The organism is Burkholderia sp. YHN3-13 (genome assembly GCF_055810675.1).
Genome location: NZ_JBVVNQ010000018.1, coordinates 110,268 through 125,409 on the forward strand (window position 1 = coordinate 110,268; position 15,142 = coordinate 125,409).

At 69.1% G+C, this 15,142-nt stretch carries 14 protein-coding genes; 4 read left to right on the plus strand and 10 right to left on the minus strand.

The window, feature by feature from the left end; all coding sequences use genetic code 11:
* Positions 1-13: 13 nt before the first annotated feature.
* The 4 genes from AC0KUR_RS30375 to AC0KUR_RS30390 are packed head-to-tail and all read right to left on the minus strand — an operon-like array spanning position 14 to position 4,274.
* Entirely contained in the window at positions 14-1,180 is a 1,167-nt protein-coding gene (locus AC0KUR_RS30375; RefSeq protein ID WP_034188040.1) for an ABC transporter permease, read from the minus strand.
* An 8-nt stretch (positions 1,181-1,188) separates the two neighbouring features.
* Positions 1,189-2,343: an ABC transporter permease gene (locus AC0KUR_RS30380; protein WP_175028537.1), complete on the minus strand. Its 1,155-nt coding sequence runs from the start codon at positions 2,341-2,343 to the stop codon at positions 1,189-1,191.
* A gap of 21 nt (positions 2,344-2,364) precedes the next feature.
* On the minus strand, positions 2,365-3,063 hold the full coding sequence (locus AC0KUR_RS30385; RefSeq protein WP_059559346.1) for an ABC transporter ATP-binding protein: 699 nt from the start codon (positions 3,061-3,063) through the stop codon (positions 2,365-2,367).
* Between the two features lie 5 nt (positions 3,064-3,068).
* Positions 3,069-4,274: an efflux RND transporter periplasmic adaptor subunit gene (locus AC0KUR_RS30390; protein WP_473376802.1), complete on the minus strand. Its 1,206-nt coding sequence runs from the start codon at positions 4,272-4,274 to the stop codon at positions 3,069-3,071.
* A 359-nt stretch (positions 4,275-4,633) separates the two neighbouring features.
* Here AC0KUR_RS30390 and AC0KUR_RS30395 point away from each other — a divergent pair, with 359 nt between their 5' ends.
* A complete protein-coding gene (locus AC0KUR_RS30395) occupies positions 4,634-4,867 on the plus strand; it encodes a hypothetical protein (protein WP_006494172.1) in 234 nt (77 codons plus the stop codon).
* An 81-nt stretch (positions 4,868-4,948) separates the two neighbouring features.
* Here the strand turns inward: AC0KUR_RS30395 and AC0KUR_RS30400 are convergent, their stop codons facing one another.
* Complete coding sequence (locus AC0KUR_RS30400) at positions 4,949-5,713, minus strand: Mut7-C RNAse domain-containing protein (RefSeq protein WP_473376803.1); 765 nt, start codon at positions 5,711-5,713, stop codon at positions 4,949-4,951.
* Between AC0KUR_RS30400 and AC0KUR_RS30405 the strand changes: the two genes are divergently transcribed.
* Positions 5,687-6,679 (plus strand): NAD(P)-dependent oxidoreductase, encoded by a 993-nt coding sequence (locus AC0KUR_RS30405; protein ID WP_260435786.1) that lies wholly within the window; start codon positions 5,687-5,689, stop codon positions 6,677-6,679. The two genes, AC0KUR_RS30400 and AC0KUR_RS30405, sit on opposite strands and share 27 nt — an antisense overlap.
* Before the next feature lie 76 nt (positions 6,680-6,755).
* Positions 6,756-7,394 (plus strand): LysE family translocator, encoded by a 639-nt coding sequence (locus tag AC0KUR_RS30410; protein ID WP_049030686.1) that lies wholly within the window; start codon positions 6,756-6,758, stop codon positions 7,392-7,394.
* 101 nt (positions 7,395-7,495) lie between these two features.
* Here AC0KUR_RS30410 and AC0KUR_RS30415 read toward each other — a convergent pair whose 3' ends face one another.
* Positions 7,496-8,779 carry an MFS transporter gene (locus AC0KUR_RS30415; RefSeq protein ID WP_473376804.1) on the minus strand — a complete coding sequence of 428 codons (1,284 nt, stop codon included), beginning with the start codon at positions 8,777-8,779 and terminating at the stop codon, positions 7,496-7,498.
* A gap of 97 nt (positions 8,780-8,876) precedes the next feature.
* On the opposite strand from AC0KUR_RS30415, the gene AC0KUR_RS30420 reads away from it, so the two are divergent.
* On the plus strand, positions 8,877-9,806 hold the full coding sequence (locus AC0KUR_RS30420; RefSeq protein WP_473376805.1) for a LysR family transcriptional regulator: 930 nt from the start codon (positions 8,877-8,879) through the stop codon (positions 9,804-9,806).
* Between the two features lie 184 nt (positions 9,807-9,990).
* On the opposite strand, the gene AC0KUR_RS30425 is transcribed toward AC0KUR_RS30420, so the two are convergent.
* The 4 genes from AC0KUR_RS30425 to argC form a co-directional block, all read right to left on the minus strand.
* Positions 9,991-10,824 carry an OmpW/AlkL family protein gene (locus tag AC0KUR_RS30425; protein ID WP_034188031.1) on the minus strand — a complete coding sequence of 278 codons (834 nt, stop codon included), beginning with the start codon at positions 10,822-10,824 and terminating at the stop codon, positions 9,991-9,993.
* 18 nt (positions 10,825-10,842) lie between these two features.
* Positions 10,843-12,084 (minus strand): DUF2957 domain-containing protein, encoded by a 1,242-nt coding sequence (locus tag AC0KUR_RS30430; RefSeq protein WP_034188030.1) that lies wholly within the window; start codon positions 12,082-12,084, stop codon positions 10,843-10,845.
* A 140-nt stretch (positions 12,085-12,224) separates the two neighbouring features.
* The gene (locus AC0KUR_RS30435; protein WP_034188029.1) at positions 12,225-13,661 is read right to left on the minus strand and encodes a DUF2957 domain-containing protein; all 1,437 of its coding nucleotides are present in this window, start codon (positions 13,659-13,661) and stop codon (positions 12,225-12,227) included.
* A 434-nt stretch (positions 13,662-14,095) separates the two neighbouring features.
* The gene (gene argC, locus AC0KUR_RS30440) at positions 14,096-15,046 is read right to left on the minus strand and encodes an N-acetyl-gamma-glutamyl-phosphate reductase (RefSeq protein WP_034188028.1); all 951 of its coding nucleotides are present in this window, start codon (positions 15,044-15,046) and stop codon (positions 14,096-14,098) included.
* Positions 15,047-15,142: the final 96 nt, after the last annotated feature.

Below are 15,142 nucleotides of genomic sequence, written 5' to 3' on the forward strand. Positions count from 1 at the left end.
GCGGCGGCGCGCGTCACTGCGCGCGCAGCGCGTCGACGATCTTCAGCCGCGCGGCGCGCATCGCCGGCAGGAACCCGCCGACGAGCCCCATCACGAGCGAGAACAGCAGCGTCTTCACGACGATCGCGGGCGTCAGCACGAAGCGGAACGACAGGTCCGAGAAGGTCTGGAAGTTGGTGGTCGAGAACGACGCGAACTGCATCAGCGACGCGCACGCGAGCCCCGCGACGCCGCCGACGAAGCCGAGCAGCAGCGCTTCGAGCAGGAACGCGGCGAGCACGTTCCTGCGCTTGAAGCCGAGGGCGCGCAGCGTGCCGATCTCGGCCACGCGGTTCGCGACCGACGCATACATCGTGATCATCGCGCCGATCATCGCGGCGATCGAGAAGATCGTCGACAGCGTGATGCCGAGGATGTTGATGAACGTCGACAGCGACTTCGACTGGTCGCCGTAGAACGTCTGCTCGCGTTTCGCCTCGTCGGTCAGCCGCGGGTCGACGTCGATGTCGGCCTTGAAGCGCGCGAAGCCGTCGGCGCCCGGGATGCGCAGCACCATCGACGAATAGCTGGTGCGCCGGAACGACTGCATCAACTGGTCGACGTCGCCCCAGATTTCCGAATCGAAACCGCTGCCGCCCGCGTCGAAGATGCCGACGATGGTCCAGTCGCGCTGCGCGAAATGCAGGCTGTCGCCGAGCTGCGTGCCGCTGAAGCCTTTCGCGATCGCGCTGCCGACGACGATCTCCGACGAGCCCGGCGCGAACATCCGGCCGGCCACGCGCTTCACGTGCGGGCGCAGCGCGAGCCCGGCCGGCGACACGCCGCGGATCACGACGTTCGACGGTTTGCCGCTCGACGTCTTCACGAGCGAGATCAGCACGACCGCTTCCCTCGACACGAGCGGCCGGCCGTCGGGGCCGAGCGCGACGGCCGGGTGCATCTCGAGCGCGTTGGCCTGCTGGTGGTCGATCGAACTCTGGATCTCGGTCTCGGCGCCCTTGCGGATCACCACCGCGTTGTCGGCTTCGCCGGTCGACACGAGCGTCTGCGTGAGCCCCGCGTCGAGCATCTGCACGGTCGCGAACACGAAGATCACGAGCGCCATCCCGCCGGCGGTGAGCGCGGTGGTGAGGCGCCGGGTCCACAGGTTGCGCGCGATGTAGGTGAGCGGGATCGCCATGCGCGTCGTTACCCGATCGCCCGCAGGCCTTCGACGACGCGCACGCGTGCGGCCTGCCACGCCGGCACGAGCGCGGCCGCGAGGCCGACCGCGACCGAGCATGCGGCCTGCAGCGCGACCGTCCCGGCCGACACCCTGAACACCGGGAAGATGCCGCCGGCCGCCTGTTTGAACAGGCTCGCGGCGGGCGGTGTCGCGAGGATCCCGAGGCCGCCGCCGGCCAGCGCGATCACGACCGATTCGCCGAACACGATCAGCGCGAGAAAGCCGGGGCCGAAGCCGAGCGCCTTCAGCGTCGCGTACTCGGCCGTGCGTTCGCGCGCGCTCATCGCCATCGCGTTGGCCATCACGGCCATGATGATCAGGATCACCACGTAGGACACGAGGCGAATCGCCGCGATGATCTGGTTCGACATCGCGACGAAGCCGAGCTGGAACGCCTGCTCGGTCTCGGTCAGCGTCTCGGCGAGCGAGTTCTTGAACACCGCGTCGACGTTGCGTGCGATCGACGCGCCGTCGTCGGGGTTCGCGACGCCGAGCACGAACACGCCGACCTGGTCGGCCTGCTTCGGCGTGCGCTGGCGCACCGTCTCGTTCAGGTAATCCCAGTGGAACACCAGTTGGCGCGTGATCGTCGAGTCGTCGCGGCCGTCGAGGATCCCGCGCACGACGAAATCCCACGTGCCGGGATAGATCGTGCCCTTCAACGGGATCACGTCGCCGATCTTGAAGCCGAACTGCGTGGCGAGCTGGCGGCCGACCAGGCAGCCGCGGCGGTCGCGGTCGTAGTCGGCGCGCTGCTGCGCCGGGATGATGAATTCCGGATACAGGTCGAGGTAGTTGTCCGACACCGCGAAGCTCGCGAAGAAGTTCTTCGGGTCGCGGTAGATGCCGCCGAACCAGTTCGAGCGGACCACGGCCGTCACGCCGTCGACGCCGCGGATCCGGTTCTCGTAGCTGACGGGCAGCGGAAACACCAGCGAGATCGCGTTGCGCGTGACGAGCCGCCCGCTGGACGCGGCGGCCGCGCCCGCGTACCACGCGTCGACCACCGTATGCAGCAGCCCGAACGCCAGTACGGCGATGGTCAGCCCGAGCACGGTCAGCAGCGTGCGCAGCCGGTGGCGCAGCGCGTTGCGTGCGATCAGCTTCAGCACGTACATCGCGCGCGCTCCCGCCGCCGCTCAGCCGGCGTGCCCATCGATCAGCTCCCCTTTTTCCAGATGCACGAGCGACTGGGCGGCGCCGGCCGCGTGCGCGTCGTGCGTCACCATGATGATCGTCTTGCCGAGCTCGGCGTTCATCCGCTGCAGCATCGCGAGCACGTCGGTGGCCGACGCGCGGTCGAGGTCGCCGGTCGGCTCGTCGGCGACGATCAGCACGGGATCGGTGATCAGCGCGCGGGCGATCGCGACGCGCTGCTGCTGGCCGCCCGACAGCTCGGACGGATAGTGGCTGGTCCGGTCGCCGAGGTTCACCATGTCGAGCACGAGCTCGACGCGCTCGCGCCGCTCGCGGCGCGACAGGTGCGTGAGCATCAGCGGCAGCTCGACGTTCTCGAACGCGGTGAGCACCGGCATCAGGTTGTAGAACTGGAAGATGAAGCCGACGTTCGCCGCGCGCCATTCGGCGAGCTGCGCCTCCGCGAGCTGCGAGATGTCGAGGCCGCCGACGCGCAGCTCGCCGCTGTCGGGCCGGTCGATGCCGGCCACCAGGTTCAGCAGCGTGCTCTTGCCGGAGCCCGACGGCCCCATCAGCGCGACGAAGTCGCCTGCGCCGATGTCGAGCGTGATGTCGGTCAGCACGGGCACGATCTGGTTGCCGCGCCGGTACGACTTCGCGACGTGGCTGATCTCGACGAGGGGCGGCGGTGCGTCGTTCACGCGCGCTACTTCTTCGCGACGGTCACTTTCGCGCCGTCCTTCAGCTTCGCGTCCGGCGCGAGCACGACCGTGTCGCCGGGTTTCACGCCGCGGATCGCCACCAGTTCGCCGATCCGCAGGCCGCGCGTCACGGCCGCCGCGTGCACGGTGTCGTCCTTCACGACGAACACGACCGGCCGGCCGTCGCGCTCGACCACCGCGCTCGCCTGCACGGCCGTGACGGGCTGCCGGTCCTGCGCCGACACGGGTTTCGACAGGAATGCGATCTTCGCGCTCATGTCGGGCAGCACGCGCTCGTCGCGGTCGACGAAACGCACCTTCACGAGCACGGTGGCCTTCGAGCGGTCGACGGTCGGTACGATGCGCGACACGCGGCCCGCGAAGCGCATGTCGGGCAGCGCGTCGAGTTGGATCTCGCACGGCTGCTCGGCGCGGATCTTCGCGATGTTCGATTCGGCGACGTCGGCCTCGACCTCGAGCGTGTCCATGTCGGCGATCGTCACGACCGCGCCCTTGCTGTCCGACGCGGACGAGAACGGCGTGATGTTGTCGCCGACGTTCGCGTGTTTCGCCAGCACGATGCCGTCGAACGGTGCGCGGATCACCGTCTGGTCGACCGCGACCTGCGCGGCCTGCGCATTCGCTTCGGCCGACGCGATCGCCGCCTGGTCGCTGCCGACCGACGCGCGCGCCTTGTTCACGCGGGCCGTGTCGATGTCGAGCTGCGCGGCCGGCACGGCGCCCTTCGGCGCGAGCGCGGCGGTGCGGCGCAGCGCGATTTCGGCGTCCTTCTGCTCGGCCAGCGCCACGCCGAGGTTGGCGCGGGAGACCTGCACCTGCGCGCGCGCCTGCGCGAGCGACGCTTCCACGTCGCGGCTTTCGAGGCGCGCGATGATGTCGTCCTTCTTCACGCGCGTGCCTTCGAGCACGCCGAGCCATTCGACGCGCCCCTGGCCCTTCGACGCGACCGCGGCCTTGCGCTGCGGCACGACGTAGCCGGTCGCATTGAGCTGCGTGTCGTTCTGGTACGGGTAGGCGGACGTGACGGACGTGGTTTCGACCGTCGGCCGGCCGCTGAGCGCGATGCCGGCGGCGATCGCGACGACGACGGCCGCGGCGGCGGCGGCCACGCGGGCCCACCGGCGCCGACGGGGCGCCGGTGCGATCGGACGCCGGTCGATTTTCAGTTTGTCCAGATTGTGATCGGGCAATTTGAGCGCCTCGAGACGGCGGCGGTCTGGCGACCGGCCGCGATCCGGTTTCCGGGGAAAGGGACGGATGGACGCCAGTATAAGCGCCGCCCCGACGGTGCGCGAGCCGGTTTGCGGCGCGACGCGGCGGCAGCCGGAGCGGCTCGCCGGCGCGGGACGACGAGCCGGCCCCCGGGGAAACCCGAAGGTGCAAGCAACGTGTCAACTTGCCGCGAACACGGTGCGTTATGGAACCAGTGCGTCAGGTTTTGTCGCGGCGGACCGGCGAAAGCCGGCCTCGCGGCCTGGGGCTCCGATGCGAATGCCTCGCATCTTTACTTACCGGTACGTTTGATTTTTTCTCCGCTAAAGGAAGAACAATGAAGAAGACGCTCGCTTCGATCATCGCCGCGGCATTCGCGCTCGCATCGGTTTCGGCATTCGCACAGGCGTCCGCGCCGGCAGCCGACACGTCGGCAGCCGCTCCGGCACCGGCCAAGAAGGATCACAGCAAGCCGAAGCACCAGCTGAAGCACCACGGTTCGAAGAAGGGCCAGGCGAAGGCTGCAGCCGCATCGGCCGCCGGCACGAACGACGCAGGCACGCAGAACTAAGCACGCTGCCTGGCGACGGCAGGCGTAGCCGGCCGTCCGTCGAACGACCCCGCATGCTCCGGCATGCGGGGTTTTGTTTTTTCAGGCGCCGCGTTCGCCGGACGGCAGTGGCGATGACGGCGTACGCATCGCGTCGACCACCGCACGCATGCGCCGCCAGTGCGAGCCTTCCCAGAACACGCGCCGGCACACGTCGCACGCGGCGAAGCGCCGGTGCCGCTGCCGGACCCCGTCCGGCACGCGCGGCGCGGCGGCGGCCGCGTCGAGCGGGTGCAGCGGCGCATTGCAGCGCAGGCACAGCCGGAACGGCCGCATGTGCGCCGCGAGATCGAGCCGCTCGAACAGCTCGCGCAACTGGTCGGCCGGCTGCAGCGCATGCAGGTAGCAGCCGCGCACGACCGCGCGCCGCTTGAGCAGCTCGCGGTCGCGCGTCAGCACGATCCTGCCCTCCCGCTCGGCCAGCGCCGCGAGTTCGTCGTCGCGGTAGTGGTTGTCGTAGCAGGTGTCGAAGCCGGCGAGGCGCAGCAACTGAGCGAGGCCGCCGAGATGCGCGTCGGCGACGAAGCGCCACGGCACCGGCGGCGGCGCGGTGGCCCCGTTCGCCGCCGGCCGGGCGCGTTCCGGAAAGGCTTCGACGCGGTCGCCGTCGCAAAGCGGCCGGTCGAGCGCGGCGGGCAGATCGTTCACGCAAAGCCGGCCGATTTCGGTATGCGGGATACCGAGCGCCTCGATCGCATGCTTCACCGTCGCGTCGCGCGCACAGGCGCGCCCGAACGTGCGGTCGCGCCGCGCGCGCGGGAGAAACGCGTTCAGTTCGCCATGGAAGCGGAAGGTCGCGGTCGCCATCCGTGCAGTATCGCACCGCGTCCGGCCGGCGGCAGGCGCTGCAGACGGCCGGCATCTGTGTTTAACTCGCGGCTTCACGGAGCGAAGGAGCGGGCAATGGATCTCGGGTTTATCGGGCTGGGCGAAATGGGGCAGGCGATCGCGACGAACCTGCTGAAGGCGGGCCACACGGTGCGGGTCTGGAACCGGTCGCGCGAGCGCGCCGAGCCGCTCGCGGCGTTCGGCGCGCAGATCGTCGACACCCCGGCCGATGCGTTTCGCGGCGACGCGGTGTTCTCGATGCTTGGCGACGATGCCGCCGCGCGCGCGGTGTTCGACGACGCGCTGCTCGCGCAGGCGCCGCGCGGGCTGATCCACGTCAACATGGCGACGGTGTCGGTCGCGCTCGCCGAATCGCTCGCGCACGCGCACGCGTCGCGCGGTATCGACTACGTCGCCGCGCCGGTGATGGGGCGGCCCGACGTGGCCGCCGCCGCACGCCTGACGATCATGGCCGGCGGCCCGGCCGAGGCGATCGACCGCGTGCAGCCGCTGTTCGACGCGATCGGCCAGAAGACCTGGCGGTTCGGCTCGCTGCCGCAGCACGCGAACGTCGCGAAGATCGCCGCGAACTTCACGCTCGCGTCGGCGATCGAGACGCTCGGCGAGGCGTCGGCGCTGCTGGGCGCGCACGGCGTCGCGATGCGCGACTTCCTCGACGTGATCACCAACAGCGTGTTTCCGGGGCCGGTCTACGAGGGCTACGGCTCGATGATCGCGGAGCGGCGCTACGAGCCCGCGCGCTTCAAGGCGCGCCTCGGGCTGAAGGATGTCCGCCTCGCGCTGGAAGCCGGCGACGCGACGTCGGTGCCGCTGCCGGTGGCGAGCGTCGTGCGCGACAGCCTGCTCGACGCGCTCGCGCATGGCGGCGGCGACCAGGATTTCGCGGTGCTCGGCGAGGTCGCGCTGCGCCGCGCTGGCCGCTGACGCGCGACACAAGCGCCATGCTCGCGGCATAATCGGCATTTCGTTTTCCCTGCATTCCCTACATTCAGAGGCGGTCATGAACCTGCATACGTGGTGGCTTTTCGTGGCGACGGTGTTCGTCGTATCGGCGATCCCGGGCCCGAACATGCTGCTCGTGATGACGCACGGCGCGCGCCACGGGCTGCGCCGCTCGGCGTCGACGATGGCCGGTTGCCTGAGCGCGCTGGTGCTGATGCTGTCGGTGTCGGCGGCGGGCCTCGGCGCGGTGCTCGAGGCGTGGCCGGCGATGTTCAACACGCTGCGCTTCGCGGGTGCGGCTTACCTGATCTACCTCGGCGTGAAGGCATGGCGCGCGCGTGCCGACGATGTCCCGGCGGCCGGCGCCGAGCCGGCGGCGGGCCAGACGGCGGCCGCATCGCGCGGGACGCTGTTCCGCAACGGTTTCCTGGTCGCGGGCAGCAACCCGAAGGCGATCCTGTTCGCGGCCGCCTTGCTGCCGCAGTTCATCAACGCGGCCGAGCCGACGCTGCCGCAATTCGGCATCCTCGTCGTCACGTTCGCGGTGATCGAGGTGAGCTGGTATCTCGTCTACGCGTCGTTCGGCACGCGCATCGGCACGACGCTGAAGAGCCAGAGCGTCGCGAAGGTGTTCAACCGGCTGACGGGCGGGCTGTTCGTCGGCTTCGGCGCGATGATGGCGCTCGTGCGTCACTGATTTCGACCCGACCTGATTCCGGCGCGCCGAACGCCCCGTCCCTTGCATGAGGGCGGGGCGTTCGGCTTTTCGGGGCCGCTTCAGGCCCGCTGCACCGCCGCTCACGCACGCGGGCGAGTCAATGCCGCCGCGCCGGCCCCGCGCCCGGCCGCGAGACCGAACCCGGCGGCCGCGCCGGCGAACGCGAACCCCACGCCGCACACCGCGCTCCATCCGCCCCAGGCCCAGGCGCTGCCCGCGAGCGCCGCGCCGAGTGCGCCGCCGACGAAGAACAGGCCGACGAACAGCCCGTTCAGGCGGCCGCGTGCGGCCGGGTCCAGCAGGTTGATCGCGCGGCGGCCGATCGTCTGGTCGACGATGACGCCCGCGTCCAGCAATGCCGCACCGCCGGCCAGCAGCGCGAGTGCGTCGCCGCGATGCGCATGTGTGTCGAAACCGAACCAGCCGGCCCCGGCGATGCCCAGCACGACGAGCGCCGCGAGCATCGTGCCGTGCGCGATCCGCTGCGCGGCCGGGCCGTGGCCATGGTCGCCGGCGCGGCCGGCCAGCGGCGTGACGATCGCGCCGCTGGCGCCCGCGAACGCGAACAGCGCGATTCCGTGCAGGTCGAGCGCGAACGGCGGCTGCCCGAGCCGCAGCCCGACGGCCGTCCAGAACGCGCTGAACGCGGCCATCGCGAGCGCGGCCGACAGCGCATGCCGGCGCAGCACCGGTTCGTCGGCGAGCAGGCGCCCCAGCGACGCGAGCAGCGTGCGGTAGCCGGCCGTGATCGACGGCGTGCGCGCCGGCAGGCGCAGCGCGAGCACGACGGCGATCGCCGCATTCGCGACCGCGGCCAGCAGGTAGAACGCGCGCCACCCGGCCGAACCCGCGATCAGGCTCGCGAGCGGCCGCGACAGCAGGATGCCGAGCATCAGCCCGCTCATCACGTTGCCGACCGCGCGGCCGCGCTGCGTTTCGGGCGCCATCGACGCGGCCATCGGCACGAGCATCTGGATCACGCTCGACGCCGCGCCGGCCGCCAGCGTCGCCAGCAGGAACACGGTGCCCGATTGCGTGAACGCGGGCAGCGCGAGCGCCGCGGCACACGCGGCGAGCGTCGCGACGATCAGGCGGCGGTTCTCGAGCAGGTCGACCAGCGGCACGAGCAGCACGAGCCCGGCCGCGTAGCCCAGCTGCGGCAGCATCGCGACGAGGCCGGCGAGGCCGGGCGGCAGGTGCAGGTCGGCGCTGATCGGGCCCGTCAGCGGTTGCGCGGCGAACAGGTCCATCACGATCACGCCGACCGTCGCGGCGAAGAACAGCGTCATCCCGGTGCTCAGCGCGGGCGGCGCGGCGACAGACGGGGGAACGGAGGCGGGACAACGGTGGGCAGGGCAGTTCATCGGAAGCCTGGGAGAGGGAGCGAAGGAATCCCCATCGTAGGTGTCCGATGTTTATGCGACAATTGAAATATGTCTAACATGATTATGCGAGTTTGTTTTGAATACGCGTGATCTCCTGGCGTTCGTGGCGGTGGTCGACAGCGGGTCGATGGTCGCCGCGGCCGCGAAGCTCCACCTGACGCAGCCGGGCCTGACGCGGCGTGTGCAGAACCTCGAAACGCTGCTCGGCGTGCCGCTGCTCGAGCGGCAAAGCAAGCCGCTGAAGCCGACCGCCACCGGGCGCGACGTCTACGCGCTCGCGCGCAACGTGCTGGGTGCGGTCGACGAACTGATGGCGGCGGGCGCGCCGGACAGCGAGCCGTCCGGCGAGCTGCGCATCGGCGTGCCGCCGTTCCTGTCCGAGCTCGCGCTCGAGCGGCCGATCGACCGGCTGCGCGACGCGTTCCCGCGCCTCACGCTGCGCGTGACGGCCGGCTGGTCGCCGGCGCTGATGCAGGGCATCGAGCGCGGTGCGCTCGACGTCGCGGCCGTGATGGTGCCGGCCAGTACGGTGCTGCCCGACGCGTTCGCCGCGACGCTGCTCGCGACGCAGCCGACGGTGCTCGTTGCCGCGCGCGACTTTCCGCTGCCGGACGGTCCGCTGTCGCTCGACACGCTGTCGGGTTTTCCGTGGGTGCTGAGCCAGGACGGCTGCGGGATGCGCTCGGCGCTGAGCCGCGCGCTCGGCGCGGCCGGGCTGCCGTTCGACGTCGCGGTCGAGGCGTTCGGCTCGGAGCTGCAGCTCTCACTCGTCGCGCGCGGCGCCGGGATCGGCATCGCCGCGCCGAATGCGCTGGCGCGTAGCGCGCATCGCGACGCATTGAGGGTGGTGGAAACGGCGGGGCTGGAAACGCGGATCAACGTGTGGATCGTGCACGGCACGCTGCCGGGCCGGCTGGTGCGGCCTGTCGCGCTGCTGCGCGACGCGCTGGGCGAGGTGCTCGACCGCGAGAACGAGGGAGGGTCAGATGCGGCAATGGCGAACTAGAGGCAGCGTTCGAGGGAAAATCCTTATTTTCTCTACGGAAATGTTGCAATGCGGAAATCGATTCGATATAGTGACACCTGTCTCCTCCATGTCTCCTCTGATATGGATTCAGCCCGCCGGTTAGGCGGGCTTTTTTTTGCCTGCGATTTTGCCGCGGCGATCCATTCGTCGGCGCGCGCCGGCGTCAGAACTTGTACGTCATCCCGACGTAGCTGATGATCGGGTCCGCCTTCAGGTCCGATTTCGATTCCGCGAGCACCGAACCGTCGGCCGCCTTGATCGTCACCGTCGACGTCGTCTTCAGCGGGATGTACGTCACCGATGCGATCAGCCCGAAGTGCTCCGTCATGTTGTACTGCAGGCCCGCGTTGAACACCGGCTGCCATGACGACGACGCCTTCGCTTCCACCGATGTCGTCCCCGGCTTGCCCGCGCCCGCCGCGAGGATCGCGCCGAGGTTGTCCTGCGTCTGCTTGATGAAGTTCGTGTTGAGCTGCAGGTCGCTGAACCAGTTGTACGACACGCCGAGGCCGAGGAACGGCCGGAACTTCGCGGTCGCCTGCCCGAAGTAGTACTGCAGGATCACCGCCGGGCTCCACTGCCGCACGCTCTTCACGATCGGGTTGACCGACGCCAGCCCGATGTTCTGCGTGCCGAGCGCGCCGGCAGGTCCCGGCGGCTTGATCGTGCCCTGGCCCGACACCTTGAACACCGGCGGCACGCCCGCCACCGACGTGACCGCGATGTGGTCGGTCAGGAAGTGGCTGACCGTCAGGCCGACGGTGTCGGCGCCGCTCGTGTGCAGCCCCGTGCCCGCCGACGTGAACGACGGCGGCAGCCGCAACGGCGTGTTGATCGGCGTCGGCGCGACGTTGGTCGTCATTGGCGTGCTGCTCTGCTGCGGCATGATGTGGAACCAGCCCAGCGTGACGACGTTGCTGCCGGCGCTCTGCGCGTGCGCCGCGAGCGGCGCCAGCACGGCGGCGCCGGCCGCCGCGCGGAGAAGGGTTGTCTTCATCACGGCTTTTCCCTCCGCTTACTGGACGAATGCGCCGATCGTGAAATACGGCGTCGATCCCGCGTTGTCGAGGAAACCGAACACGCCACCCGAGAAGATGAACTTGCCGGTCGGCGACGTGCTGCTTGCGCCCGTGTGGGTCGTCGTGACCGTGCCCGGCACCTTCTGCGTGTAGTCGAGGTCGAGCACGCGCGTGAGCGACGCCTGGGACGGCTGGAACGGATCGAGCAGCGTCGCCTGGGTGTTGATCAGCGCGGTGGTCCGGTAGTTGAACTCGCTGTCGACGCCGATGTACTCGCCGTTCTGCGAACCGGCCGCGATCGCCGTCTGCGGCGCGAGGATCGAGATGCTCGATTCGTCGTCTGCGGTGAGGCCCGGCACGCCGTTGCTGTCCGGCGTCGGGTTCGGGTTCGCGACGCCCGTGCGCACGAGGATCGGCACGAGCTGGTTGCGCAGCTTGCCGACGATCATGAAGCCCTTGCCCTGCGGCGTGGCCGACAGCGTCGGCTTCAGCTGGCTCTGGTAGTTGTTCGACTGGAACGCGCCGCTGCCGTCGGCGGACAGCGCGAAGTTCGAGCCCTGCTGCGTGCACGCGCCGCCGGCGAACTGGCCGGTCGAGTCGCACTTGGTCCACGAGCCGTCCGCGTTGATCGTCACCTTCGCGTCGATCGATGCCGGCGCGAACTTCTGCGACGGCACTTCGCCGAAGCCGGTGTGGCTGTACGTGCCGGCGACCTTCGTGATGTCGGTCTCGATCGACGAGAAGCCGATGAACGGGTAGTACGGGAATTTCGTGTCGGGCACCGCGGCCTGGCCGAGCACGCCGTCGAACTGGATTTCCTTGCCGGGGATCGTGCCGCCCGCGACGCCGAAGCCGACGAAGATCCGCGCCGGGCGCGATGCGTCGAGGCTCGCGCCGTTCAGCCGGAACGCGCACTGGTTCAGCTTGTTGGTCGGCAGCAGCGTTTCCTGCGTGAGCGTGCCGCTGTCGACGGTGCCCGCGCGGGTCGGCGTGACCGTGCCGGTCGTGCGCGGCACGGCCGATTCGACGTACGTCACCTGCCAGGTCATCTTGGTCGTGTCGAGCTGGACCTTCGCGAGTTCGCCGCTGCCCGCGCCGCCCGTGAACACGGTGCTGTAGTCGAGCGTGGCGGGACAGAGCCGGTCTTCGACGAGCGGCGGCGGGTTGTCGCTGCCGCCGCCGCAGGCGGAAAGAAGGGGGGCGGCAAGGGCCGCCGCCAGAATGAGGTTGCGCTTCATGTTGCTCCTCCAGATTTGTCTTGTACGGCGGCCAGCTCCCTGTCGGCCGCTTCTGTTCGTCGTGCTCGTCCTGCTCGCGCCGTGCCGCGCGCGTCGTGCGTTACGCGACGGCGGACGGGCCGCCGCCGCGTCCCCGTTCGCTACTTGCTGATCTGCGCGCCCACGCCGAAGTACGGTGTCGACGAAGTCGTCGAGTTCGCCGACGTCGACGTGACGCCGCCGTTCACCGTGCCCTGGATCAGTGCCGCGTACAGGCCGCCCGTCGCGATCACCACGCCCGATGCGGACGGGTAGTTCGTGCCGGACGGCGGCCTCGGTGTCGTCGTCGCGTTCAGCAGGCCCGGCGTCGTCTGGCCGTAGTCGAGCGTGAAACCGTCTTCCTCGACCTGCGTGGACGGATTGATGAACGACGCGTTGCCGCCGCGGATCAGCGCGGCCGTGTACTTGAAGTTCGAGTCCGCGCCCGCGTAGCCGCCGTCGATCGTGCCCGACTGGATCGCCGTCGCCGCACCGAGCACCGCGATGCCCGATTCGTCGTCGACCTGCGCGTCGACGTGCAGCGGCGGCGTGCCGAGGTTCACGTTGCCCGTGCGCACGATCACCGGCACCGTCGCGCCGTTGAGCTGGCCGATCACCATGTGCGCGGTCGCCGACTTGCCGGTCGCGCCGACGATCGGCAATTGCGTCTGCGGCAGCGTCTGCGGCGCCTTCGTGCTGTCGAAGTAGCCGCCGTTCGCGCTCGTCTTCCACGGGTCGCCGGTCGTCTGGCAGCCGCCCGAGCCGCTCGACGTGCACGCGCCGTTCGCATCGAACGTCTCGCTCGAATTCGTGCCCTTCGTCGCGTAGTCGCCCGACGGCACGAGGTGGTAGATCAGCGCGTTGTACGTGCCCGGCAGCTTCGACAGGTCGGTCGTCGTGTTCGCGAAGCCGAGGAACGGATAGAAGTCGAAATGACGGTTGGGCACCTTGCCGACGTCCTTTGCCACCACGATCGGGCCGACGGCGATCGTCAGTCCGTCGTACTGGATCGTCGCGCCCGGAATGCCGCCGCCCGCGACGCCCATGCCGACCAGCAGCATCGGCGGGTTCGCCTGGTTGAAGTCGGCGGCCGTCGAATAGGTCGAGCCGTCCGGCGCGGGGCCCGTGCCCGGCGTGAGGACGAATGCGCAACGCGTCTGCTCGGCGGTCGGCAGCGTGCCGGTCGGCGGGTGGATGACCTTGCCGGTGATGGTCGTGCCGACGCGGCTCGGCGTGACGGTGCCCGTCTTCAGCGGAATCGGCGATTCGAGCCACTTGAGCGTGTACGTCATCGCGACCGCGTCGATGTTGACGCTGACGATCTCGCCGCTACCGGCGCCGCCGAGATACGTGCTCTTCACGATGTCGGCGTTGGCCGGGCACAGCGCGCCGTTGATGGGCTGCGACGGCGGCGGCCCTTGCGTGCCGCAACTCGATCCGGAACATTGGGGCGCGTTGATCGGCGCGAGCGCGCCGCCGGAGTCCCCTCCACCACATGCAACCAGGAAAGGGGCGATGGCAAAGGCCGTTGCCACCCCCTTCGATAAGGCGTGCGACATGCCGCTGTCTCCAATCGTTTAATTGTGCGAGCTAATGTCGCTGCCTGGGTTTTTGCTGTCAATTGATGAACCCGTCTAAAAAAGGCGATTGAAACGGGAATCGTGTTTTGAGTCCTTGTCTGACATGGCATTCGGTAAGAATTTAAACGTGCGGCAGGCCGAGAAAAGCTTCCTGAGTGGGGGGTGCGCGACGCCCGGCACGCTCTCGGCGCGCCTTCCTGCGGATAACGGCAGCGTTTAAAGCGACGGTATCCGGTTTATCCCTATTCGGGATTGACTGGAGCAGGATCGGGGAATTTAATTCGCCGGTAATCGCGCAATGGAAAGCTTGTAAATATTTGTAAATGCGCGATCAGGGATTTTTTATTTATTGCCTGATATGGATAAATAAAAAGCCGGCCACTGGCCGGCTTTGCATTGCATGCGATGCTGAATCAGCGTTTGAGACCTGCGTCCTCGGCCGCGCCGATGTTCAGGTTCATGCACTGGATCGCGGCGCCCGACGCGCCCTTGCCGAGGTTGTCGAGGCGCGCGACCGTGACGAAGCGCTCGGCATTGCCGAACACGAACAGGTCGACACGGTTCGTATCGTTGTTCGCCTGTACGTCGAAGAAGCCGCCGTCGAGGTTCGCGTCCGCATCGAACGGTGCGACGCGCACGAACGCTTCGTCCGCGTAGTACTCGGCGAACACACGCTGCACGTCCTGCGGCGTGGCGCGCTTCGCGAGCTGCTCGGGCGTGAAGTAGGTCGTCACCGCGAGCCCCTTCAGGAACGGGCCGACGATCGGCGTGAAGATCGGTGCGTTCGCGAGGCCCGTGTGCGCGGCCATTTCCGGAAGGTGTTTGTGCGTGAGGCCGAGCGCATACGGGCGCGGGCTCGCGAGCTTGCCGCCGGGCGCCGCGCTTTCGTATTCGGCGATCATCGACTTGCCGCCGCCGCTGTAGCCGGTGATCGAGTAGCTGTGCGCGGCGAACGTCGGCGCGACGATCCCTGCGTCGACGAGCGGGCGCATCGCGAGCACGAACGCCGAGGCGTGGCAGCCGGGCACGGCGATGCGCTTCGACGTCCGAATCTTCTCGCGCTGCGCGCGGGTCAGCTCGGGCAGGCCGTAGGCCCAGTCGGCGCTCGTGCGGAATGCGGTGCTCGCGTCGATCAGCGTCGTGTTCGGGTTCTCGACGAGCGAGGCCGATTCGCGCGACGCGACGTCCGGCAGGCACAGGAACGTGACGTCCGACGCGTTGATCAGGCGGCGGCGCTCGTCGACGTCCTTGCGCTTCGCTTCATCGATACGCAGGATCTCGATGTCGTTGCGTGCCGACAGGTATTCGAAGATCTTGAGGCCGGTCGTGCCTTCCTGGCCGTCGACAAAAACTTTGGTGCTCATTTCGCTCTCACTGGATGAAACGCGGGCCCGCGCCCGGAAACCGCCATTTTAAGACGTCATCCGGCGGGTCTGCGCCGCGCGGGGCGAAAAAAGACG

What these genes read in the sequence shown, in the direction of transcription:
- AC0KUR_RS30375 (WP_034188040.1), bottom strand. Translation starts at nt 1,180, where the DNA reads ATGGCGATCCCGCTCACCTACATCGCGCGCAACCTGTGGACCCGGCGC.
- AC0KUR_RS30380 (WP_175028537.1), bottom strand. Translation starts at nt 2,343, where the DNA reads ATGTACGTGCTGAAGCTGATCGCACGCAACGCGCTGCGCCACCGGCTG.
- AC0KUR_RS30395 (WP_006494172.1), top strand. Translation starts at nt 4,634, where the DNA reads ATGAAGAAGACGCTCGCTTCGATCATCGCCGCGGCATTCGCGCTCGCA.
- AC0KUR_RS30405 (WP_260435786.1), top strand. Translation starts at nt 5,687, where the DNA reads ATGGAAGCGGAAGGTCGCGGTCGCCATCCGTGCAGTATCGCACCGCGT.
- AC0KUR_RS30400 (WP_473376803.1), bottom strand. Translation starts at nt 5,713, where the DNA reads ATGGCGACCGCGACCTTCCGCTTCCATGGCGAACTGAACGCGTTTCTC.
- AC0KUR_RS30410 (WP_049030686.1), top strand. Translation starts at nt 6,756, where the DNA reads ATGAACCTGCATACGTGGTGGCTTTTCGTGGCGACGGTGTTCGTCGTA.
- AC0KUR_RS30415 (WP_473376804.1), bottom strand. Translation starts at nt 8,779, where the DNA reads ATGAACTGCCCTGCCCACCGTTGTCCCGCCTCCGTTCCCCCGTCTGTC.
- AC0KUR_RS30425 (WP_034188031.1), bottom strand. Translation starts at nt 10,824, where the DNA reads ATGAAGACAACCCTTCTCCGCGCGGCGGCCGGCGCCGCCGTGCTGGCG.
- AC0KUR_RS30430 (WP_034188030.1), bottom strand. Translation starts at nt 12,084, where the DNA reads ATGAAGCGCAACCTCATTCTGGCGGCGGCCCTTGCCGCCCCCCTTCTT.
- AC0KUR_RS30435 (WP_034188029.1), bottom strand. Translation starts at nt 13,661, where the DNA reads ATGTCGCACGCCTTATCGAAGGGGGTGGCAACGGCCTTTGCCATCGCC.
- argC (WP_034188028.1), bottom strand. Translation starts at nt 15,046, where the DNA reads ATGAGCACCAAAGTTTTTGTCGACGGCCAGGAAGGCACGACCGGCCTC.